Origin of the sequence: Epibacterium sp. Ofav1-8, assembly GCF_022348185.1 — a bacterium.
Classification (GTDB): domain Bacteria; phylum Pseudomonadota; class Alphaproteobacteria; order Rhodobacterales; family Rhodobacteraceae; genus Epibacterium.
The window spans coordinates 137,730-159,066 of record NZ_JAKRFD010000004.1; the positions used below are offsets into that span (position 1 = coordinate 137,730).

The window sequence follows — 21,337 nt, forward strand, 5'->3', positions numbered from 1 at the left end:
CGCAAGCGGCGCGTCGCTCCATGAAATTTTCACGACAGCAGATCGGAGGATGGCGCGTTTGACCTTTCGCCGTGCTCTCTGCGGTCCTAACACTGGGGCGAAACCGCATTGGTGCAACGGCACGAGGAGAGACCCGATGAAAGTCAACGGCACGCACTACCGCTCGCTCTGGTGGGATGCGCAGAAAGGGGCGCTGCAGATCATCGATCAACGCTGGCTGCCCCATGACTTCCGTATTCAGCAGCTGGACACGCTGGCGGATTATGCCACTGCGATCACCGACATGCATGTTCGTGGGGCGCCGCTCATCGGGGCGACGGCGGCCTATGGCATGGCGCTGGCAATGGCGCAGGACAGTTCCGACGCCGCCCTCGCCCGCGCCTGGGAGCTGTTGCATGCCACCCGCCCCACCGCCATCAATCTCCGCTGGGCGCTCGATCGCTGCCGCGCGGCGCTCGTGCCGCTGGAGCCGGGCGCGCGGGCCGACGCCGCGCTCCGCCTCGCCCATGAGATCGCGGACGAGGATGTGGAGATCAACCGGCGCATCGGCGAACATGGCCTTGCCCTGATCCGGGAGATCGCCGCGCAAAAGGCCGATGGCGCGCCGGTGCAGATCCTGACCCATTGCAACGCTGGCTGGATCGCCACCGTGGACTGGGGCACTGCCACCAGCCCGATGTATCAGGCCCATGACGCGGGCCTGCCGCTGCATGTCTGGGTGGACGAGACCCGGCCGCGCAACCAGGGCGCGCTGACCGCCTGGGAGCTGGGCAGCCACGGCATCTCGCACAGCTACATCACCGACAATGCCGGCGGGCATCTGATGCAGCATGGTCAGGTCGATCTGGTCATCACCGGCACCGACCGCACCACCCGCCAGGGCGATGTCTGCAACAAGATCGGCACTTATCTGAAGGCGCTGGCGGCCAAGGACAATGGCGTGCCCTTCTATGTCGCCCTGCCCTCGCCCACCATCGACTGGACCGTCACCGATGGCATCGGTGACATTCCGATCGAGGAACGTCCCGGCCAGGAGGTGACCCATGTCCAGGGCAGCGACACCAGCGGGCGGATCAGTCCGGTTCGGGTGACGCCAGAAGGCACCCCCGCAGGCAACCCCGCCTTTGATGTAACGCCGCACCGGCTTGTGACCGGCCTCATCACCGAACGCGGCATCTGCGAGGCCAGCGCCGAGGGTCTGGCGGGCTTGTTCCCGGATCTGGCGGGCTGAGCCAACGGTCAAAACCAAACAGGAGACAGGGCGCTGCGTGCGCCCGTTTTCATGTCGATCAACGATGTGACAAGAAAGGGACGATTCGCTCAATCGAGCCGGATCTTGTGCCAAAAACCAATCGTGGGGGTTATGGCGGAGAGACAGGGATTCGAACCCTGGAGACGGTTTCCCGCCTACACACTTTCCAGGCGTGCGCCTTCGACCACTCGGCCACCTCTCCGTGGGGCGCATATCTGATGTATTTCGGGAGGGATTGCAATAGGCTTTGCGAGAAAAAGATCAGTTTTTTTCGCGACCTCCCATTTCGGCCTAACCACCTGTGAATATGGTATGAATCGCCCCTTCAAAACGGGGCATGTGAAACCGGTGTGGCGGTCTTCTGCCCGCCCGCATGGCCGCCGGGAGCCCCGGACGACAAACGCCGCCACGAAGGTCGCGGCGGCGTCATAGGTGCAAGGGCACGGGGGCCTGTGATCGCCTTAGCGGTCCGCCTCCCCCTCTGCGCCGTCATCCGGTGAGAGATCCGTCAGATCGGGCTTTGGCGGGGCGCTCTGCGCTGCCCGCGCGTCCTCCTGAGGCGTGACTGCGTCCTCCGGCGCGGTGTCCGCGCTTGCCGCCTCGCCCTTCAGGGCTTCGGGGTTGCGAATCCAGATGTCACGCTGGGCAAACGGGATCTCGATGCCCGCCTCGTCAAAGCGTTTGGCAATCTCGTAGTTCATGTCGGATTTCACCGACAACACCCAGTTCACATCGCGCAGGATGGCACGGATCTCGAAATCGAGACTGTCGGCACCGAACCCCTGGAAGACCACGGCAGGCGCCGGGTTCATCAGCACCATCGGGTGCGACTTGGCGACATCCATCAGGATTTCCTCGATCTTGCGCGGATCGGTGCCATAGGCCACGCCCACCGGCACGATCACCCGCCCCACGGTATTGCCGCGGGTGTAGTTGGTGACGGTTCCGGAAATCAGGTCGGAGTTCGGCACGATCACATCGGTGCGGTCAAAGGTCTCGATCCGGGTCGAGCGCACCGAGATGTCGCGCACATAGCCCATCAGACCGCCGACCTCGATCCAGTCGCCCTTGGAGACCGGACGTTCGATCAGCAGGATGATGCCGGAGACAAAGTTGGACACGATGGTCTGCAGGCCAAAACCAATCCCGACCGACAGCGCACCAGCCACGATCGCCAGCGACGACAGGTCCAGCCCGGCCGTCGACACGGCGATCAGCGCCGCGAGGAAGATGCCGATATAGCCGACGCCCGAGACGATCGCATTCTGCCCGCCCGGGTCGATCTTGGTCTTCGGCAGCAGCGAGGAGCGCAGGCTGCCCTGCAACAGGCGTGTCAGCACATAGCCGGCGGCAAACACCACCACAAAGGTCAGAAAGATCGTGGGCGAGATTTTGGTATCGCCGATATTGAACCCTTCGAGGAAGCGAGACCAGAGCTCGGTCAGGTCCGACGTGCGAGCGCCCCAGATCAGGGCCAGGAACGGCAGGGAGACAAGCGCCAGCACAAACCCCGTCATCACCGCAAAGAGCGAATCCTCGGCGCCCTGCCCGTCGCGGGTCAGCCAGCCATAGATGTCGGACAGGAAGCGCTGCACCACCATGAGGGTGGTAACCAGCGCCAGCGTCAGGATGACCGGATAGATGATGGCGATGGCCGCGTTGATATAGCCAAAGGCGCCGACCACCGGTGCCACCACCGCCAGCACAAACACCAGGCGCCGCAATACGGACATGGCCCGGCTGGCCCCGGCAGCAATCGCGCCTTCGTCGTCGTCCCCTGCCGGATCGGGATCCTGTCGGCGCTGCTTTGCGCGAATGCGGTTCAGCCGCAGCAGCAGCAATGACGCCAGCAGGATCAGCGGCCAGCTGAGCACCGCAAAGGTGCCATCGTCGAAATTCTCGATCACATCGAGACGATCCAGCATCAGTTGCAGCACCAGCACAAAGGCCAGCGAGGCCAGCAAGACCCGCACCTGCCCCTGGGATCTGGGTTCAAAGGGGATCAGCTCATTGGTGATCTGATAGACATACAAACGCTCCCCCAGCCAGTGGGAGGCAAAGAGCAGGAACGACCACAGCGGCACATCATCCAGCAGCAGCGTGCCCCGCACGCCGAGGATGCCCGACAGGTCGATCGCCCGCACCAGGAGCACGGTGCCGATGTAGGGCAGCAGGACCTGCAACAGCGACACAATGAAACGCCAGACGCCGGTGCCCTTGCCGCCAAGCTCGCGCAGATAGGCGCCCGCGCGTTTGGCCCAGTGCCGCCCGCGTCCCAGCAGCAGCAGCGCGGCCGCACTCAGCAACAACAGCAGCGGCAACCGCGACCGAATGCTCTCCCGGGTGGTGGCATTGGCAAGGAGACCTGCGGTTTCGTTCCAGAAAGCCGCCAGCACATTGGCGGTGTCAGTTGCCGCGGATGGCCAGTTCTCCGGGTTGAGCGGCATCGGCGCCCGTTCCAGCAACTTGCGCGTCGCGCGGTCACGGATCAGCTTGTCGATTTCGGAGATCAACCCCTGGGCGCGGCTGTAGCCGAGATCGGCCAACACCTGCGGTGCGGTCAGATTCGCCAGCTGGCTCTGCAGCTCGTCGCGCAGGGTGGCGATGTTGTCCGGCTCGCTGCTGCCCTCTTCGGGCGCGGGGCCAAGCGCCTCGATCTGGGCGCGCAGCGTCTTGATGCGATCGGCATTCTGGCTGCCGGCATCGAGGAACTGTTGCCGGTACTCGGTCAATTCAAGGCGCAGCGATTCCAGCGCCCCGTTGGAGGCGCGCTTGGCGTCCAGCACGCGTTCGGCCCGGTTGGCCGTGCGTTGCCAGGTTTCGTAATATTCGCCAAGCGGACCGGACAGGTTCGATTGCGCCAGGTTGCGCGCCTGGGACAGTCCCGCCTCCGTGCGGGGCGCGGCAGGATCGGACGGCGCTCCAGCGGCTGCGGGCGCGGCGGTGGATTCGGTCGACTGCGCCGAAACCGCCATCGGAAATAGCAAACAGGTCAGCCCGAGAAGGCCGACCTGGAAGAGTGTTTTTATACGGATCATGGGGATCAGGCGTCCTCGAACACACCCGGGATCGAGGCGGGCGCGTGTGTCATCCATTCGGGCACCGGCAACCCCTTGTCCCTGAGGAAGTCGGGATTGAACAGTTTTGACTGATAGCGCGTGCCATAGTCACACAGGATGGTGACGATCGTATGACCCGGCCCCAATTCGCGGGCAAGCCGCACCGCACCGGCGATATTGATGGCCGAGGATCCGCCAAGCACCAGACCTTCTTCATGCAGCAGGTCAAACACAAAGGGCAGCGCCTCGGCATCTGGCACCTGGTAGTTGTAATCCGGGGTGAACCCTTCGAGGTTCTTGGTGATCCGCCCCTGTCCGATCCCCTCGGTGATGGAGGAGCCTTCGGATTTCAGCTCGCCAGTGGCGTAATAGGAATAGAGCGCAGCGCCATTGGGGTCGGCAAGGCCGATCTTGACGCCCTTGGGTTGCAGCACCTCGGCCACCCCCGCCAATGTCCCGCCAGAGCCGACGGCACAGATGAACCCGTCAACCTTGCCGCCGGTCTGATCCCAGATCTCGGGGCCGGTGGTTTCGACATGGGCCTGACGATTGGCCACATTGTCGAACTGATTGGCCCAGATCGCACCATTGGGTTCGGTCTTGGCCAGCTCCGCCGCCAGACGTTCCGAATAGCGCACATAGTTGTTGGGGTTCTTGTAGGGCGCTGCGGGCACCTGAACCAGTTGCGCGCCAGCGAGGCGCAGCATGTCTTTCTTTTCTTCAGACTGGGTCTCGGGGATGACGATCACCGTCTTGAAGCCCATGGAGGCCCCAACCAGCGCCAGACCGATACCGGTGTTGCCAGCGGTGCCCTCGACAATGGTGCCGCCGGGTTTCAGGTCGCCCCGGGCAATCGCATCCTTGATGATATAGAGCGCGGCCCGGTCCTTGACCGATTGGCCCGGGTTCATGAACTCGGCCTTCCCGAGGATTTCGCAGCCGGTTTCTTCGCTGACTTTGTTCAGCCGGATCAGCGGGGTATGGCCGACCGCATCGGCCAGATCACGTGCAATGCGCATGGAGGTCCCTTTCACTCGTTCCCCATTGATGTAGCCGGGGGTCCACGCGATCACAAGGGTGCGTGCATCCGCTCGGCGGTCTCGATGCGATGTCAGCAGAATTCAGCGCGGAGACGGTCCCTGTGACGCGCCAGCCAGAGCGCCGCTGTCACCAAAGGCATGTCCTGAAAGGTACAATCGTCCACGCCTGCCATCAATTCTTGGAACGAGATGACTTTACTGCGAATATCCTCCCCTTCGCTCGGCACGCCGCCACCGCCTTCGATCACGGAGAGGTCGGCGAGGCCGCAGAAGATGTGGATATACTCGCCCGACGAACCGCTGGAGGGGTAGAGACTGCCGACTCGCTCCAGATGCGGCACGTCCAGCCCGGCTTCCTCCTTGGCTTCGCGCCGGGCGGCCTGCTCGGGTGTCTCGCCGGGGTCGATCAGCCCCGCGGGCGGCTCCCAGGTCCAGGGCGCGGCTTCTCCGGCAATATAGATCGCCGCCCGGAATTGTTCGATCAACAGGACGCAATCACGCGCAGGATCATAGGGCAGCAGCACCGCCGCCTCGCCGACCAGCGCCACGCCGCGGTTCATCACCGGCCCCATGCTGCCATCGAACTTGCGGTGTTGCAGGTCCATCTCTTCCATGGCGAAGAAATTCACGTATTCCCGCTTGTGGGCATGCACGACCACGTCGCGCGCCAGATCATGCGCCGGGTCGGCGGGACGCGCCCGCGCGGCACACCAGGCCGTGGCGCGACGGCGCATCGGCGCCAGCGATTTGGTCATCTCCTCTGCGGGTTTGCGGGAGTGATAGGCCATGATCTCTGCCGCCATCCGCGCCGCAACCGCGCCCCACTCCTGTACCCATTCGGCCAGTGACACCGGCGTCCCGTCCTCCGGCGCATCATCGCGAAACGCGACCACCTCGCACGTGCCGGTGCCCGTCTCTGCCGCCAGACTGGTGGCGCGCTGCCGGAAACAGCGGTGATAATAGGTCAAGGCCGCACGCTGCGGTTCGGTGAGGCCGCGCAGACAGAGGCCATCGACACGGTCGCCCTCCTGCCACACCAGCGCGGGGTGCGCGGCGGGCCCGCACAACATCAGCCGATGGTCCGGCAGGGTCGCCGGGACCGCATCAATATCCCCCGCGCCCAGCACGGCCTCTCTCACCTCCGGCAGGCACAGCGCCCCGGCAACAAACACATCCATCCGGATCAAACCTCTCAAAAAATGTCTATTTCCAACGTCTTGCAGACACGTCGACGATCACTCCGACCAATGCGCCGCCAATCACCAGGGTGACCAGAACCGTCGGAACGGCCATGATGAAGAAATACTCCAGACCGATGGTGAAAATCGCAGCCAGCGCTTCGAAGGGATCGTCATACACGTGCCGATGCGCAAGGCGGAACATTTCGACCGCCCCTTGCAGGAACAGCGCCAACAGGACAAGGACCGCCATGCCAGTCAACCCGTTGTTCACTCCGGGCACAAATCCGCGACCGGCGCGCGGGCCGATGATCTTCCAGCCAACAACCGCAGCCAACGCCATGTTCACATGGGTAAAATAGCCAAAGTCGGTGTTCTCCGGCATCAGCGGCATGATCTGTCCGGAAACCACAAAGGCCAAGGCCGCAAGGGCAAGGGCTGCCACAAGGCGCGCTGCGGTGGGCATGTTTTCTCTCGTCCTGCACGTCTGCTCGAATGCGGCCACGGTAGGCGCAGCACGGCGACAAATCCAGAGCCGATGGCGCCTTTTCCGCAATATAGCCGCAGGTTGGGCGCATCGGCAGCACCGATCGCGCCTTAGTCTGACCCTCTGCTGTCATGATAGGCGTTCAAGGCCCGCTCACGTCCAGCCTTCAGATCGACCAGCGCCGTGGCCCGCGGCATCCCGGGCTGCAACTCCCAACTCATTGGCGTGGCCGCAAAGAAATCCGTCGCGGTCTGGGGCGGGTTCGACTGCCCCTCCGCCAACCAGCTGCGCACATAGTGCCCTTTGGGGTCGAATTTCTCCAACTGGCCATCGGGATTGAAAATCCGAAAGAAAGGCGCGGCATCCGGCCCCGATCCGGCCACCCATTGCCAGCCCATGGCATTGGACGCAGGATCCCAGTCGACCAAACAGTCCTCAAACCACTGCATCCCGAATTTCCAATGGATCATCAGATGCTTGGTGAGGAAACTTGCCACAATCATCCGGGCGCGATTGTGCATTTTACCGGTGACATAGAGTTCCCGCATTGCGGCATCGACAAAGTCATAGCCCGTTTGCCCTTGTTGCCAGCGCAAGAGCGCCTCGCCCGGGTCGTCTTGCCATGGAAAACCGTCCCATTCCTCGCGCCAGTTGCGGGTCAGGATTTGCGGCGAGTGATACATCAGGTGATAGGCAAATTCGCGCCAGACCACCTCTTTGAGGAAATGTTCCGCGCCCTGTTTGCCGTCCCGCATTGCCTGCGCGCCCAGATGCCACATCCGGTGCGGGCTGATTTCACCCCAGGCAAGATTTTCCGACAGCTCTGACGTGGCCGCGCGCCCCGGAAAGTCGCGATCCGCCTTATAGGTGGCGACACGTTCCTCAAGGAATCGGTCCAGTTGCTCCAACGCCGCGTCCTCACCCACCCGGCAGTATCCTGCGACGATCTCAGCACCGCGGCGCATGGCGGCACTCATGTTGTAATCCGCAAGCTTGTCCGTTGCAGGCCACGCATCCGGCTTTGGCAGGTTTGCAGGCGCATCAATCAGACCCTCGACCTCGCGGTCGCGCACGGCCTTCCAGAACGGCGTGTAGACCTTATACATGCCGCCGTCTTTGGTCTCGACCGTCCAGGGTTCGAACATCAGCCGCCCCCCGGTGGATTTCACCGCAATATCAGCGGCTTTGAGCTGTTCCTTGATCTCAGTGTCGCGTTTGATCGCCTCTGGATCATAGAGCCGGGACCAGACCACATGCCCGGCTCCGCTCTCCTTGATCACCTCGCGCAACACCGCAAGCGCATTCCCCTTTCGCAGGGTCAATCGACTGCGGTGCCCCTCGAGCGTTTTGGCAAAATGCTCAAGCCCAAGCCCAAGCCGAAACTTTGGAGCCGCGCCCAAGGCCTCGTCCTGCGGGTCGTGGATATAAAGCGGAATGATCGGTCCGCCCGTCTCTAGGGCCGCCGTCAGGGCCGGATTGTCACGCAGGCGCAGGTCGCGCCTGATCCACCAGATCACCGGTCGGGTGTCAGCCATGGTCAGTCATAGTCCTTGCTCAATCAGATGTTACAGGACGCGATCTAGGGCTTCGATCAGCGCTGTCACCTCCGATTGATCGGTATAATGGGTAAAACTCAGCCGCAGCACGCCCTCGGACGGGTCCACCCCCATAGCATTGAGCGCACGCACCGCATAGAAATCACCGCCGCCGGCCATGATACCCAGCTCTGCCAGTTGCTTTGCCACCGGCTCTGCCGCACGCCCCAGCGCAAGCGCCACGGTTGGTGCGCGATCCTCAGCCGCCGAAGGGCCAAGCAGCCGGATGTCGTTGCGATCCTTCACGGCGTCCAGAAGCGGTTGCAACAGGGCAATTTCGCGTTGCCGCATCAAATCGTGCACAAAGGCCCCCATGGCTGCGCCCTTGGTTTCCGTCGCACCGTGATGAGCGGCGAGTGCTTCAAAATAGTCGACCATCCCGGCACAAGCGGCGACCTGCGCATGATCCGGCCCTGCCGGGGTAAAACGCTTGTAGGGCACATCCGCGTTGAAATAATGCGCCTGATTGGGCAGCAGTTCAGCGAGCGCCGGGTTGATGACCATGATCCCCTGATGCGGCCCGTAGGTTTTATAGGCCGAAAACAGATAGATATCCGGCCCCAGCTCCCCCACATTGGGCAGGCCATGGGGCGCGTAAGAGACCCCGTCGACACAGACAAAGGCCCCGGCGGCGTGCGCCAGCGCGGTTATTTCGGTCACCGGATTGATCTCGCCCACCACGTTGGAACAATGCGGGAAACAGACCAGACGGACGCTTTCATCCAGCAACGGCTCCAGCGTGGTTGGGTCAAGATGACCCGTCGCCGGATCGATCTGCCATTCCAGCACCTCGATCCCCTCGTCCGCCAGACGCCGCCAGGGGCCGGTGTTGGCCTCGTGATCCTGATTGGTGACGATGATCTTCTCGCCCGGTTTCAGAAACTTGCGAAAGGCCTGCGCCAGAACATAGGTGTTCTGGGTGGTCGAGGGACCAAAGCTCACATCCTGGGCGCCTACCCCCAGAAGTGCCGCCAGACGACTGCGCGCTTCGTCCATCTCGGCCCCCGCAACCTGCGAGGCTGCATAAGGCGCGTAGGGCTGGACCTTGTGTTCTGTATAAAACCGAAACAGGCGGTCGATCACCTGACGGCAGGTATAGGACCCGCCTGCGTTTTCAAAAAAGGCCTGGCCTTGCAGGGCGGCCTGATCAAATGCTGGAAACTGTTTGCGGACAAAATCGATATCCATGGCGCGGCGCGTGCTCCCTTTGCGGATCAATGGCAGGAACAGTGCAATTTCGCGCCACAAGATCAAGCCCGGAAACGCCCCGTCGCGACGCCAGGACGCGCCGGGGCTGCGTGTCACGCAGGTGTCAGCCGCCTTAGCCGTTCACATCGACCACAACGCGCCCCTTGACCTGCCCGGCAAGAATATCCGCGCCCAGTTGCGGCAGATCTGCTAGCGTCGCGGGGTGCACCATGGCGTCGAGCTTGTCCATCGGCAGATCCGAGGCAATCCGCTGCCATGCCCGCTGACGGTTCTCAAACGGCTGCATCACGGAATCGATGCCCAAGAGGTTCACGCCGCGCAGCAGGAACGGGATCACGGTTGCCGGAAGCGCCGCCCCCCCCGCGAGACCCACCGCCGCAACCGAGGCGCCGTATTTCATCTGGCCCAGCACCCGCGCCAGCATGTCGCCGCCTACGGCGTCAACGCAGCCGGCCCAGGTCTCACTTTCCAGCGGGCGTTTGACGGTCTCGTTCAGATCCGTGCGCGGCACGATCTCCGTCGCGCCAAGGCTTTTGAGGTAGTCCGCCGTCTCTGGCCGCCCGGTGACCGCTGCCACCTCATAGCCCAGATGCGCAAGGATCGCGGTCGCCACCGATCCGACACCGCCCGCAGCCCCCGTGACCAGAACCGGGCCGTTCCCCGGTTTCAGACCGTGATCTTCCAGCGCCATCACCGCCAGCATCGCGGTGAAACCGGCGGTCCCCACCGCCATGGCCTGGCGCGCCGTGATCCCATCCGGCAGTGGCACCAGCCAATCCGCCTTGACCCGCGCCTTTTGCGCATATCCGCCCCAATGGGCCTCGCCCACGCGCCAACCGGTCAGCACCACCTTGTCGCCGGGTTTGTAGCGATGATCCGATGATGCCTCCACGGTGCCTGCAAAATCGATCCCCGGCACATGCGGATAATTGCGCACCAAACCGCCACCCTTGGCGCTGAGGCAGAGGCCGTCCTTGTAGTTCACGGTGGAATAGTCGACCGCAACAGTGACCTCACCGTCGGGCAACTGATCCTCGTCCAGCTCTTCAATGGCCGCAGAGGCCTTGCCGCTGTCTGCGTCTTTCGTCATCACCAGTGCTTTGAACATGTTGATCTCTCCCGTTAATTCCAGAATGTTTCGTGGACGGTCGCATCGCGCATGCCGTCCGGCGTCTCAACCTCGACCCGCGTGCCCGCGTCCCAATGGGTCATCTTCACCATGCCGATGGCGACATTGGTGGTATGATCCGGCGACCATGTGGCCGAGGACACCCGCCCCACCCGGCGGCCATTGGCATAGAGCGGCCAGAACCGGTCACAGGGCGGCACCGCGTCGCCCGCAATGGCGATGGGGCGGATCTGCTGCACCGGGCCTTCCTTAGCGACCCGCAACAGGGCGTCGCGCCCGATACAGCCGATCGCCGTATGGGTGTTGCAGAAGCGGCCCAGCCCGCATTCATGCGGCGTGTTGTCGTCGGTCATATCGTTGCCGTAGCTGAGCAGACCACTTTCAATCCGCTCGATCAGGTTCGGACAACCTGCCCGCACCTCCAGATCCGCGCCCGCCTCAAACAGCCGATGCCAGAGCGGCATGCCGATGTCGCTGCCCTCAACGTAGATCTCGAAACCGCCCTGTTTCGAGTAGCCCGAGCGCGCCACCACCAGATCGCACCCCTCGAACTGATATACGCCAAAGCGAAAAAAACGGATCGCGCGCACGGTCTCGCCAAAGACGCGCGCCATCAGATCCTCGGCCTTCGGTCCCTGTATGGCGAGCGGTGAGACATCCGGCTCATCCACCAACACATCCAGCCGCCAGCCATTGGCAATGCCCTTCACCCAATAGAGAAGATCACTGTCGGCGATTGAGATCCACCAGCGGTCCTCGGCCAGTTTCACCGCCACCGGGTCATTCAGCATGCCGCCGGTTTCATCCACGATGGGCACATAGTAGCACTGACCGGGCATCATGCCGCGCAGATCCCGTGGGGTCAGCATTTGCATCAGGCGCCCCGCATCGGGGCCGCGCAACTCCACCTGCCGCTCGCAGGCGACGTCCCAGACCTGCACATGGCGTTTGAGGTGGTGATAATCCGCCTCGACGCTGTCGAACACCGTCGGCAGAAGCATGTGATTATAGACCGTGTAGCCTTTCACACCTGCGGCCTCGACCCCGTCGGAAAACGGGGTGCGGCGCAGGCGGCGGGACAGGGAGATATTAGGTTGAATAACGGCCATGGCGATCCCTTTCATGGCACGAGTGTTGGGATGAGCGGCGCGCCAGTCTGGCCGCCGCCCGGTGCCACCTTAGCGTGGACCTTTCCAGTCGATCTGGCAGATCTCGGCAGAGCGCCCGTCAAAATCCCATACCCGGCCAAAGGCGCGCACGCGGCCCTTGGTGGCCGTGGCAACGGTGATGTCCGGGCCCATCCAGTACTCTGTGTTGGTGACCACAATGTCCTGTTCGCTGTCGGCCCCGCCCACCGGAACGACCTCACCGTGGATCTGCTTGCCCACGATCAGGCGACGGGTCTTGCCTTCGGTTTCAAACAGCACCGGCGCGCGCTCCGCCCCGAGGAATTCGCTCACCAACACCTTGAAGAGCCCCGTGGTTCCCCTTGCTTTTCCAGAGAAAATATCGATCAGACCATCATAGGCCTCTTCGCTTGCGCGCTCGTCAATATAGGCCGCCGCCTTCCAGTTGCCGCGCGCCATCAGTCCCGGAATTTCCAGGATCAGCCCGACATTCAGACCAGACAGATCGGCGTCGCCATAGTGCCCTTCATCGATGCGCACGCCCGCCCAGGCCTGACAGTAACCTTCGGTGGGCGGATGCTTGCCCAGCGACACCACGCAGGGGCAAAAGACCGTACAGTTGCAGTTCAGGATCAGCTCTCCTTTGATCGCCCAAGGCATGAGCTCGGGCGCCGATGCGACTTGCGGATTTGCCATGTGATTTTTCCTCCCAATTCAAACAGATGTCACGAGAAGCCAAAGTCCCGACGCGCAGAGGACAGCGCCCATTGGACGGGTCAGCCAGCGCCCGATCTCGGGCAGTTTTTCCAGAACCATAAAAATCGTCGCCAGCCCCATGAAGACGAGGTTCATGACCCCACCGACAAAGGCCAGAAGCATCAGCGCCCAGCAGCATCCCAGACAGACCGCACCGAGGCGCAAACCGTTGCGCAATGGGCCCTCCTCCCAATGCTGCATAAAGAACACCAGCGGGCGGCGGCATTTGGACAGGCAGGCGTCTTTGAGCGGCGTGAACTGGTAGCCCCCCGCAATCAGCAGAAGGACCGCCGACATGAGGGATGAGCGGCTGTCGCCAAAGACGCTGACCATATCCGCATGGACCAGCGCCAGTTGCAGCGCGGCTGCCAGCAGCGAAAATCCGATCCAGACCATCAGATAGCCAAGAACCAGATCCCCAAACCGGGTGCCAGCCGCCGATTGGCTCAGATCATCATAGGTGGCAAAGGCTGGCAGCGCCGTGGGCGCCATCATCGCCGCCGACATCAACACCCACATCAGCGCCATCTTGCCCGCGCCTGCCGCATCCGGCGTCATGGTACACAGCGACACCCAGAAATCCGCACCATAAAGCACCCCCGCATCGCGCATCTCCGCGGGCACCGACATGGCAAACAACGCAGCCCAGGCCAGCAGAATACCGCCAAAGAGCAAGAGCCAATGCAGGCCGCTCATCTGGCGAATACTCTCTGTCAGGCGCGTTTTCAGCATGGCTTTTGCGATGACCTCCCCGTATCGCTGCGACTCGATAGCTCTTGTGAATCAAATGTCAGACTTTTAAATGTCTGACAAATAAAATTTCCCGACACCCCATCTGACGTGAGGGCAAACCGTTTTGAAGATCGACCCAAACAGCACCGCAGATCTCTCTGCCCAGATTGCCACGGCCCTTCGTGATGCCATTGTTGCAGGCGATCTGATCGTCGACGAACGCCTGCCCTCGGAATCGGAATTGGCCGAGCAATTTCAAGTGTCTCGCGCAACCGTACGAGAAGGTTTGAAACGCCTCGCCGCGCAATCCCTGATCCGCACCCAACGCGGCGCAACCGGTGGGGCCTTCGTCAACCGTCTCAGTTTCGAGGACGCCTACAGCCAGCAGATCACCACCTCGACGCTGCTCTTGAGCATGAACGCCGTAAGCTTCGACACCGCCTGCGAGGCCCGATATGCGCTGGAACGGGCCTGCGCGCCGCTTTCGGCCAGCCGCCGCACCGCAGATCAGCTTGCGACCATGCGGGCAGAGATCTTTCGCCAGGGCCAACCCGGCCTCACGGATGAGGCCTTTTGTGCGTCAGATGTGGCCTTTCATCGCGCGTTGGTGGATGGGGCGCATAATCCGGTGCTATCCTATCAGCTTGCCGGTGCGGTGGAGGCGATGCAGCCGCTGATGAACATGATCACCTTCACAGCGCGGGATCGCGCCACCATCCTTGCGCTGCACACCAGCATCACCGATGCCATTGAAGCCGGCAATGGAGACGCAGCCGTCGCGGGCCTCAGCGCGCTGGAGGAGGAAACACGAAACCTCGCCGCCGATGTCTTTGCCCGCCGCGCGGCAAAGCGCTGACCCTCTTCATCTTCTTTCAAATATCCCCGCCGGAGGCCACGCGCGTCAGCGCGTCAATTCCCCCTTTAACTCCACAGTGAACCACCCTATATTCGGTGTGTTCCTTCGGGAACTATGGACATAAACGCGCTCGTAATAAGCGGATCGGACCCGGGGGCGGTACCCGGCGGCTCCACCAAATATCCTTCGTTTGGGGATTATGGGGCCGAAATAGGATCGACGGACGTCTAAAGGGGTTAGCTTTGTCTCGGCTGTCTGCCACCGTTACCGGCGAAAACAGTACAATTGCAAACGACAATCGTGCTCCGGTTGCTCTGGCTGCGTAAGCAGTCCGAGTCGAACCGACTTTAAGCCCTAGCGCCTAGCCGCGTTAGGCGGGGTTCGCAGGTACCTGGCAACAGAAACCTGCACTTCACTCCCGCGCCGCACCTCATACACCGATTGGCCGCATCATGTGGCGTGGCAGCCGCTTCACGCGCCCTGCCCAAGTGGCCGCGTGACCGCACCTCAATATTTCACGGTGTCTTTACGGCTTATATCACACTCTGCTCTCGACTTTCCCTGCGCTTGCGCTGTAGGGGAGCGCCTTCACGCTCATAGAGACATCTGAAGCACATCTATCCATGACGAACAGCGCCCTCCTGCAACTTTGGTTCGAAGAAGTCTGGAACAAGGACAACCTCGAAATAATCGACGATTTGCTGGACCCTGACGTGGTCTTCAATGGCGCGCTGGATTCCGTCGTTTCTCCGGGCGTGGACTACAAGGAAGTCGTCACCGCAATGAAGGCGTTGCTGGATCAGCCGCAGGTGACCATTACCCACAGTCTTGACGATGGCGACCTGTGCATGGTGCGGGTCAAGGTCGAGGCGCTGGATCACAGCCATACCCGCAAGCTGGATTTCACCGGCCAGATGATGGTGCGGGTGCGCAATGGCAAGTTCTGCGAATTCTATTCCAATTTCGACTACCTGCGCATGTTTGAACAGCTCGGGCAACTGCCCGCCGATTCCCTGCCCGTCTGCCTGACCGGCGCCCGCCTGACCTGGTCAGATTAATCCGGGCAGATTGATCCAGACAGACTGATCCGGGCAGACTGTCGCCCCTGCCCCGAACCAGCCCCATCGATAGGCCCCTGCGCCGACGCTCCGTGGACAAAGATCGCCAAAGCGCTGGTCTTGATACGGTGCTCTGTTACAACGGCGCCGGAGCGGGAATCAGGGACGCGGGATGCCGGACGACGCCAGATCAACAGAGCCCTGTCCCAGCTGGACGCGGCTGTTTCACTGTTTCGGCCTGATCGGGCTGCTCAGCTTTGGCGGACCGGCGGCGCAGATCGCCCTGATGCACCGCGAACTTGTCGACCGGCATGGCTGGCTCAACGAGGACCAGTTTCTGCGCGGTCTGTCCTTCTGCATGCTGCTGCCCGGCCCCGAAGCGATGCAACTGGCGACCTACGCCGGCTGGCGGTTGCGCGGCATCGCCGGAGGGTTGCTGGCCGGCAGCCTTTTCATCCTGCCCGGCGCCCTGGTGATCGCCGCGCTTGTCTGGCTCTATGTCTCCTTCGGCACCCTGCCCGCGGTCCAGGCGGCCTTTCTGGGTATCAAAGCCGCAGTGGTCGTCATTGTCCTTCAGGCCCTCTGGCGGATCTCGCGCAAGGCGCTGAAAACCGCCGCGGCCTGGGCGCTGGCCCTGGGCGGCTTTGTGGCGATCTTCGCGCTGGATCTGCCGTTTCCGCTGGTCGTGCTCGGCGCCGGGGTGATCGGCCTGATCGGCCGGACCGCACCGCAGGACGACCTGGCACCGCATCTGTCGGTGCCAGCCAACCACTGGCGCACCATCGTGATCTGGGCGGGTCTCTGGCTGCTGCCGCTGCTGGCGCTGAGCCTGTCGGGCGCCACGTTTCTTGCCACGATCGGATGGTTTTTTGCAAAGCTGGCCGTGGTCACCTTTGGTGGCGCCTATGCCGTGCTGGCCTATATGACCCAAACCGTCGTCACCACCCATGGCTGGATCACCACCGGCCAGATGATTGACGCGCTGGGGCTGGCGGAAACCACGCCCGGCCCGCTTGTGCTGGTCACACAGTTCATCGCCATGCTCGCCGGGGCACAGACAGGCGGCGCGGCAACCGCGCTGGCCGCCGGGGCTGTGGCGCTCTGGGCCACCTTCACGCCGTGCTTCCTGTGGATCTTTGCCGCGGCCCCCTATGTCGAACGCCTGACGCACCACCCCCGTTTGCGCGGCGCCCTGAACGCCATCACCGCCGCCGTTGCCGGCATGATGCTCAATCTCTCGGTGTGGTTCCTGCTCCACCTGCTGTTTCGTAGTCTGGACGAGATCCAGCTCGGTCCCATCGGCCTGCCGGCCCCCGCATTGCAGAGCCTTGACCCACGTGCGGTAGCACTGGCATTGATGGCTCCGGTCCTGGCCATTGCCCTGCGCGGCCGCATCCTCTGGTTGCTGGCAGCCATGGCATGTCTCGGGCTGATTGCCGATAGCTTCACGCTGGGCTAAAGACTGCCGCCTTGGCTTGCAATGCCTTCAAAATAGGTCCAAAACTGAAGAGGAACGGGTGTGGGACCCGCTGTTGGAGCCAAGCCCGCACCTGCCAATAACAAAGGGTGAGACGATGTCCCGTCAGATCGATTATGGAAACCTGATGCATCGTGCCATGCGGGGCCTGATCCGCAATGTCCTCGATGACGTTGCCGCCAACGGGTTGCCGGGGGCTCATCACTTCTTCATCACCTTCGACACCTCGCATCCGGATGCCGAGCTGGCAGATTGGCTGTCGGACCGCTACCCGGGCGAGATGACGGTGGTCATGCAGCACTGGTTCGACAATCTCGACGTGGGCGAAGAGGGGTTCGCGGTGACGCTGAATTTCGGCGATGCGCCGGAGCCGCTTTATATCCCCTATGACGCGATCAAGACCTTTGTCGATCCGTCGGTGGAATTCGGGCTGCGGTTTGAAAGTGCCGCCGAGGATGATGACGAGGACTTGCCGCCGCTGGAAGTGGCCAGCGACCTGCCCGATGATGAGGAGGAAGACGTGTCCGACACCAAGAAGGATGCCGATGTGGTCTCCCTCGACAGTTTTCGCAAATAGTCAGTGTCGAGGCGCCGCCCCCGCGCGCGCCGCCCAACGAATGCAGAACGGCGCCCGGCCATAGGCCGCGGCGCCGTTTTGAATGACGGTCGGATCACCGCGCGCCGGGTTATTCGCGGGTCAGGAAGGTCGAGACCGTGCGCGATGGCAGGCCGTTGCGGTGCAGCGAGAAATCCAGCCTCAAGCCCCCATCTGCAAGGGTGCGGTCATATTGCTGCATCAGGTAGTCGCCGTTTTCCGCCACATAGAGCGAGAACACGGTAAGCGTATCATCAATCACCCGCGCCCAGACAAAGGGTTCGCCCTTCATCGGGTTCATCTGCACGGTGTGACCAAACACATTGGTCTTCATCGCCGCTGCAAACACGCCCCGTCGCTCGGTCGGCTGAAACTCGATTTCGTAGGACTTCGTCTTTTTGCGCCCGTCCGCCCGGCGGATCGCGGTGCTCCATTGCACTTCGAACCCATTGTAGGTTTCACCGATGGTGACGCTCATGTCGCGTTGCTCGATCGACCCATCCAGTTGCTCGACCTCGGCATTGCCGGAATACTTGCCGACAAACCGCCGCAGGTCAGCGTTGGCATAGGCGGCCTGCGTTGCCAGCACCACCGCCGCAAGAATGGCAAGGCCCCACAGCAAGAGACGTGTCATGTCAGGCAGGGCCCTGGTGCGGCGGATGGTGATACTGTGCATATCGCGGGTTCGAGCTCCTGTTGAATGGCGGTCTGGCGACTCTCTTTTGATGTAATCTATGCATCTTGCCCAAACTGGCAATGGCACTTGCGGAATTGCGGCAGTATACCGACCGCTGAGGACCCGATGCTCCGGGCATCACCACGCAGAACAATTGCGTCAGGCGGCCAGCCCGGGTAAACGGCATACATCAGTATACCACTTGCATGCGCCAAGTGGCCGAACCAGCGACGGAGACAGACACAATGTCGAACACCCGCACCGAAACCGACAGCTTTGGCCCGCTTGAGGTCCCTTCCGACAAATACTGGGGGGCACAGACTCAGCGTTCGATCATGAACTTCCCGATCGGCTGGGAAAAACAGCCCGTCGCCATCGTGCGCGCGCTGGGCGTGATCAAGAAAGCCTGCGCCATGGCCAACAAGGCCTCCGGCAAGCTGGATGCCAAAATCGGCGATGCGGTCATTCAGGCTGCCGGTGAGGTGATAGAAGGCAAGTTCGACGACAACTTCCCGCTGGTGGTCTGGCAGACTGGGTCCGGCACCCAGTCCAACATGAACTCCAACGAGGTGATCGCCAACCGCGCGATCGAGATCCTCGGCGGCGAGATCGGCTCCAAGGATCCGGTGCACCCGAACGACCACTGCAACATGGGGCAGTCCTCCAACGACACCTTCCCGACCGCAATGCACATCGCCACCGCGATGTCGGTGCGTGACGTGCTGGTGCCGGGCCTGACCAAGCTGGCCGAAGGGCTCGAGGCCAAAGCCGAGGAATTCAAAGACATCATCAAGATCGGCCGCACCCATACGCAGGACGCCACGCCGCTGACGCTCGGTCAGGAATTTGGCGGCTACGCGCATCAGATCCGTCAGGGTCTGGCCCGTGTCGAGGCGGCAATGCCCGGCATCTATGAACTGGCACAGGGCGGCACCGCGGTTGGCACCGGCCTCAACACCGTGGAAGGCTGGGGCGAGGAAGTCGCGGCAAACATGGCCGAAATCACCGGCCTGCCCTTTGTGACCGCGCCCAACAAGTTCGAATCCCTCGCCGCGCATGATGCGATGGTGTTCCTCTCCGGCGCCCTCGCGACCATCGCCGGCAGCTGCTACAAGATCGCCAACGACATCCGGTTCCTTGGATCCGGCCCGCGTTCCGGTCTGGGCGAGTTGATCCTGCCGGAGAACGAACCCGGCTCCTCGATCATGCCGGGCAAGGTGAACCCGACCCAGGCCGAGGCGCTCACACAGGTGGCAGCTCATGTCATGGGCAACGACGCCGCGATCAAGTTCGCAGGCTCTCAGGGTCACTTTGAACTCAACGTCTATAACCCGATGATGTCCTATAACCTGCTGCAGTCCATTCAGCTGTTGGGCGACGCGGCGGACAGCTTCACCGAGCGGATGCTGAACGGCATCCAGGCCAACGAGCCGCGCATCGAAAAGCTGATGAAGGAAAGCCTGATGCTGGTGACCGCCTTGGCCCCCACCATCGGCTATGACAACGCCACCACCGTTGCCAAGACCGCGCATAAGAACGGCACCACCCTGAAGGAAGAGGCGATCAAACTCGGCTTTGTGGACGAGGAGACCTTTGACAAGGTTGTCCGCCCCGAGCAGATGATCGGCCCCAAGGCCAAGTGATGGCAAAGCCGGTCAACCTGAACCGGTTTCGGAAAGAAAAAGCGCGGGCCGAGAAAAAGGCCCGCGCGGATCAGAATGCTGTGAAATTTGGGCGCAGCAAAGCCGAAAAGGCCCGCGACAAGGCCGAACTGAGCCGCGACCAGGCCCGACAGGACGGCCATAAACTGGACGACTAAGCGCGCATCGCCACAGGGGACGACAGCCTGACCGCTTTGCGTCTCTGCAACACCGCCTGCCGTTTCCCGCCGGAGTCGGTGCGGATTGTTCATCCTTTCTTTACCTTTGGCCCGATCAAACGCATAATCTCTTCGCAAGAGGCCCCAAGGCCCACTCACTGTCGAGCAGCATCGGTTCCACGGAGGCATCACAGGCATGCCCACATTTACCTACTTCGTCTACACGGCGGATGCGCTGGATTTTTCCGGCGGCACCGTGCGTCTGGACCCGAACTACGACACCGAAGAAGACCGCCGCGTTGTCACTCTGCAGGACAATGACGCCACCCTCGACGGGGATTTCACCAGTGACGAAACCGGCGCCGACGGCAACCAGCGCGGCACCGTGTATGAGAGCGATGGCACCACCCTCGCCAATGTCGACGGCAGCTTTGTCTTCAACGACCGTATCTATGCCGAAAGCCAGCTGACGCTGACCGGCGACGACGGCAGTGAGATCCAGGTCTATGTGCTTGAAAGCGGAGGTGATTTCGTCGGCTACCTGCCGAGCGCCCCGCTGCTGCGCGATGTGGATTACAGCTATACCAGCCACAATGTCATCAATGATGACGAGCTGACCGGCTACTATCGCTATCTCTATCCGCAATATGTCGGAGAGGATGCCACCGATCCTGGCGAATATTCCGAAATCGAAGGCGCCGTCGTGGTGTGTTTCACACCCAATTCGCAGGTCACCACCCCCAAGGGCCCCCAGCGCATCCGGACGCTTGCGGTGGGGGATTACGTGCTGACCCGTGATCGCGGCTACCAGCCGATCCGCTGGATCCACCGCCGCACCCTGTCGCGCCCCATGATCGCGGATCAGCCTCATCTGGCCCCCATCGTGTTCGAACGAAATGCGCTGGGGCCCGGATGCCCTCAGCGACGGATGAAGGTCTCGCCACAGCACCGCATGCTGATCGAGAGCCACATGAGCGCATTGCTCTTTGCCGATAGCGCCATTCTCGCGCCGGCAAAGGGTCTGGTGAACGGGCGTTCCGTCTATCAGGATCAGAGCGGTGCACCGGTGACTTACGTGCATCTGCTGTTCGATCAGCACGAGGTGATCGAGGTCGACGGGCTGTTTTCAGAAAGCTACCATCCCGGCGAATGGGTACTGAGCGCGGCGGAGGACGCGGTGCGCCAGGAACTGTTCCAGATCTTTCCCGAGCTGGCGACCGATCTGCGCGCCTACGGGCCAACCTGCTACCCTGCGGTGAGCGTGCGCGAAGCCCGTTTGCTGCGGGCCTGAC

Annotated in this window: 19 protein-coding genes, 1 tRNA gene and 1 other RNA gene; 9 read left to right on the plus strand and 12 right to left on the minus strand. The window is 62.3% G+C overall.

Annotated features, from left to right (window positions below):
* The first annotated feature begins 136 nt into the window (after positions 1 to 136).
* A complete protein-coding gene (mtnA, locus tag MHM97_RS08075) occupies positions 137 to 1,231 on the plus strand; it encodes an S-methyl-5-thioribose-1-phosphate isomerase (RefSeq protein ID WP_239321658.1) in 1,095 nt (364 codons plus the stop codon).
* A 133-nt stretch (positions 1,232 to 1,364) separates the two neighbouring features.
* Here the strand turns inward: mtnA and MHM97_RS08080 are convergent.
* The 11 genes from MHM97_RS08080 to MHM97_RS08130 all read right to left on the minus strand — a co-directional run bounded on the left by MHM97_RS08080 (position 1,365) and on the right by MHM97_RS08130 (position 13,564).
* Positions 1,365 to 1,454 (minus strand) — tRNA-Ser (locus MHM97_RS08080).
* A 259-nt stretch (positions 1,455 to 1,713) separates the two neighbouring features.
* Positions 1,714 to 4,290, minus strand: a complete 2,577-nt coding sequence (locus tag MHM97_RS08085; RefSeq protein WP_239321660.1) for a DUF3772 domain-containing protein — start codon at positions 4,288 to 4,290, stop codon at positions 1,714 to 1,716.
* Between the two features lie 5 nt (positions 4,291 to 4,295).
* Positions 4,296 to 5,330, minus strand: a complete 1,035-nt coding sequence (locus tag MHM97_RS08090) for a cysteine synthase A (protein ID WP_239321662.1) — start codon at positions 5,328 to 5,330, stop codon at positions 4,296 to 4,298.
* A 92-nt stretch (positions 5,331 to 5,422) separates the two neighbouring features.
* Positions 5,423 to 6,529, minus strand: a complete 1,107-nt coding sequence (locus MHM97_RS08095) for an NUDIX domain-containing protein (protein ID WP_239321664.1) — start codon at positions 6,527 to 6,529, stop codon at positions 5,423 to 5,425.
* A gap of 25 nt (positions 6,530 to 6,554) precedes the next feature.
* A complete protein-coding gene (locus tag MHM97_RS08100) occupies positions 6,555 to 6,995 on the minus strand; it encodes a TrgA family protein (RefSeq protein ID WP_239321666.1) in 441 nt (146 codons plus the stop codon).
* A 131-nt stretch (positions 6,996 to 7,126) separates the two neighbouring features.
* Positions 7,127 to 8,551 carry a cryptochrome/photolyase family protein gene (locus MHM97_RS08105; RefSeq protein ID WP_239321668.1) on the minus strand — a complete coding sequence of 475 codons (1,425 nt, stop codon included), beginning with the start codon at positions 8,549 to 8,551 and terminating at the stop codon, positions 7,127 to 7,129.
* Between the two features lie 30 nt (positions 8,552 to 8,581).
* Positions 8,582 to 9,799, minus strand: a complete 1,218-nt coding sequence (locus tag MHM97_RS08110; protein ID WP_239322036.1) for an aminotransferase class V-fold PLP-dependent enzyme — start codon at positions 9,797 to 9,799, stop codon at positions 8,582 to 8,584.
* A gap of 133 nt (positions 9,800 to 9,932) precedes the next feature.
* Complete coding sequence (gene acuI / locus MHM97_RS08115; RefSeq protein ID WP_239321670.1) at positions 9,933 to 10,928, minus strand: acryloyl-CoA reductase; 996 nt, start codon at positions 10,926 to 10,928, stop codon at positions 9,933 to 9,935.
* A gap of 14 nt (positions 10,929 to 10,942) precedes the next feature.
* Complete coding sequence (locus MHM97_RS08120) at positions 10,943 to 12,058, minus strand: dimethylsulfoniopropionate demethylase (protein ID WP_239321672.1); 1,116 nt, start codon at positions 12,056 to 12,058, stop codon at positions 10,943 to 10,945.
* A 69-nt stretch (positions 12,059 to 12,127) separates the two neighbouring features.
* Positions 12,128 to 12,772 (minus strand): DUF1326 domain-containing protein, encoded by a 645-nt coding sequence (locus MHM97_RS08125; RefSeq protein WP_009176404.1) that lies wholly within the window; start codon positions 12,770 to 12,772, stop codon positions 12,128 to 12,130.
* Between the two features lie 18 nt (positions 12,773 to 12,790).
* Entirely contained in the window at positions 12,791 to 13,564 is a 774-nt protein-coding gene (locus MHM97_RS08130; protein WP_239321674.1) for a DUF2182 domain-containing protein, read from the minus strand.
* A gap of 124 nt (positions 13,565 to 13,688) precedes the next feature.
* Between MHM97_RS08130 and MHM97_RS08135 the strand changes: the two genes are divergently transcribed.
* The 5 genes from MHM97_RS08135 to MHM97_RS08155 all read left to right on the plus strand — a co-directional run bounded on the left by MHM97_RS08135 (position 13,689) and on the right by MHM97_RS08155 (position 17,532).
* Positions 13,689 to 14,420, plus strand: a complete 732-nt coding sequence (locus tag MHM97_RS08135; RefSeq protein ID WP_239321676.1) for a FadR/GntR family transcriptional regulator — start codon at positions 13,689 to 13,691, stop codon at positions 14,418 to 14,420.
* Between the two features lie 60 nt (positions 14,421 to 14,480).
* Positions 14,481 to 14,832, plus strand: a transfer-messenger RNA (tmRNA) gene (gene ssrA, locus MHM97_RS08140).
* Between the two features lie 211 nt (positions 14,833 to 15,043).
* Positions 15,044 to 15,478: an ester cyclase gene (locus MHM97_RS08145; protein ID WP_239321678.1), complete on the plus strand. Its 435-nt coding sequence runs from the start codon at positions 15,044 to 15,046 to the stop codon at positions 15,476 to 15,478.
* 172 nt (positions 15,479 to 15,650) lie between these two features.
* Positions 15,651 to 16,937 carry a chromate efflux transporter gene (gene chrA / locus MHM97_RS08150; protein ID WP_239321679.1) on the plus strand — a complete coding sequence of 429 codons (1,287 nt, stop codon included), beginning with the start codon at positions 15,651 to 15,653 and terminating at the stop codon, positions 16,935 to 16,937.
* A gap of 115 nt (positions 16,938 to 17,052) precedes the next feature.
* Complete coding sequence (locus MHM97_RS08155) at positions 17,053 to 17,532, plus strand: SspB family protein (protein WP_239321681.1); 480 nt, start codon at positions 17,053 to 17,055, stop codon at positions 17,530 to 17,532.
* Between the two features lie 109 nt (positions 17,533 to 17,641).
* On the opposite strand, the gene MHM97_RS08160 is transcribed toward MHM97_RS08155, so the two are convergent.
* Positions 17,642 to 18,184, minus strand: a complete 543-nt coding sequence (locus tag MHM97_RS08160) for a hypothetical protein (protein ID WP_239321683.1) — start codon at positions 18,182 to 18,184, stop codon at positions 17,642 to 17,644.
* A gap of 287 nt (positions 18,185 to 18,471) precedes the next feature.
* Between MHM97_RS08160 and fumC the strand changes: the two genes are divergently transcribed.
* From fumC to MHM97_RS08175, 3 genes are all read left to right on the plus strand, one after another.
* Positions 18,472 to 19,869, plus strand: a complete 1,398-nt coding sequence (fumC, locus tag MHM97_RS08165) for a class II fumarate hydratase (protein WP_239321685.1) — start codon at positions 18,472 to 18,474, stop codon at positions 19,867 to 19,869.
* Positions 19,869 to 20,045, plus strand: coding sequence for a DUF4169 family protein (locus tag MHM97_RS08170; protein WP_239321687.1), 177 nt, complete (start codon positions 19,869 to 19,871; stop codon positions 20,043 to 20,045). The genes fumC and MHM97_RS08170 overlap by 1 nt, the downstream gene beginning before the upstream one ends.
* Before the next feature lie 196 nt (positions 20,046 to 20,241).
* On the plus strand, positions 20,242 to 21,336 hold the full coding sequence (locus tag MHM97_RS08175) for a Hint domain-containing protein (protein ID WP_239321689.1): 1,095 nt from the start codon (positions 20,242 to 20,244) through the stop codon (positions 21,334 to 21,336).
* The last annotated feature ends 1 nt before the right edge of the window (position 21,337 follow it).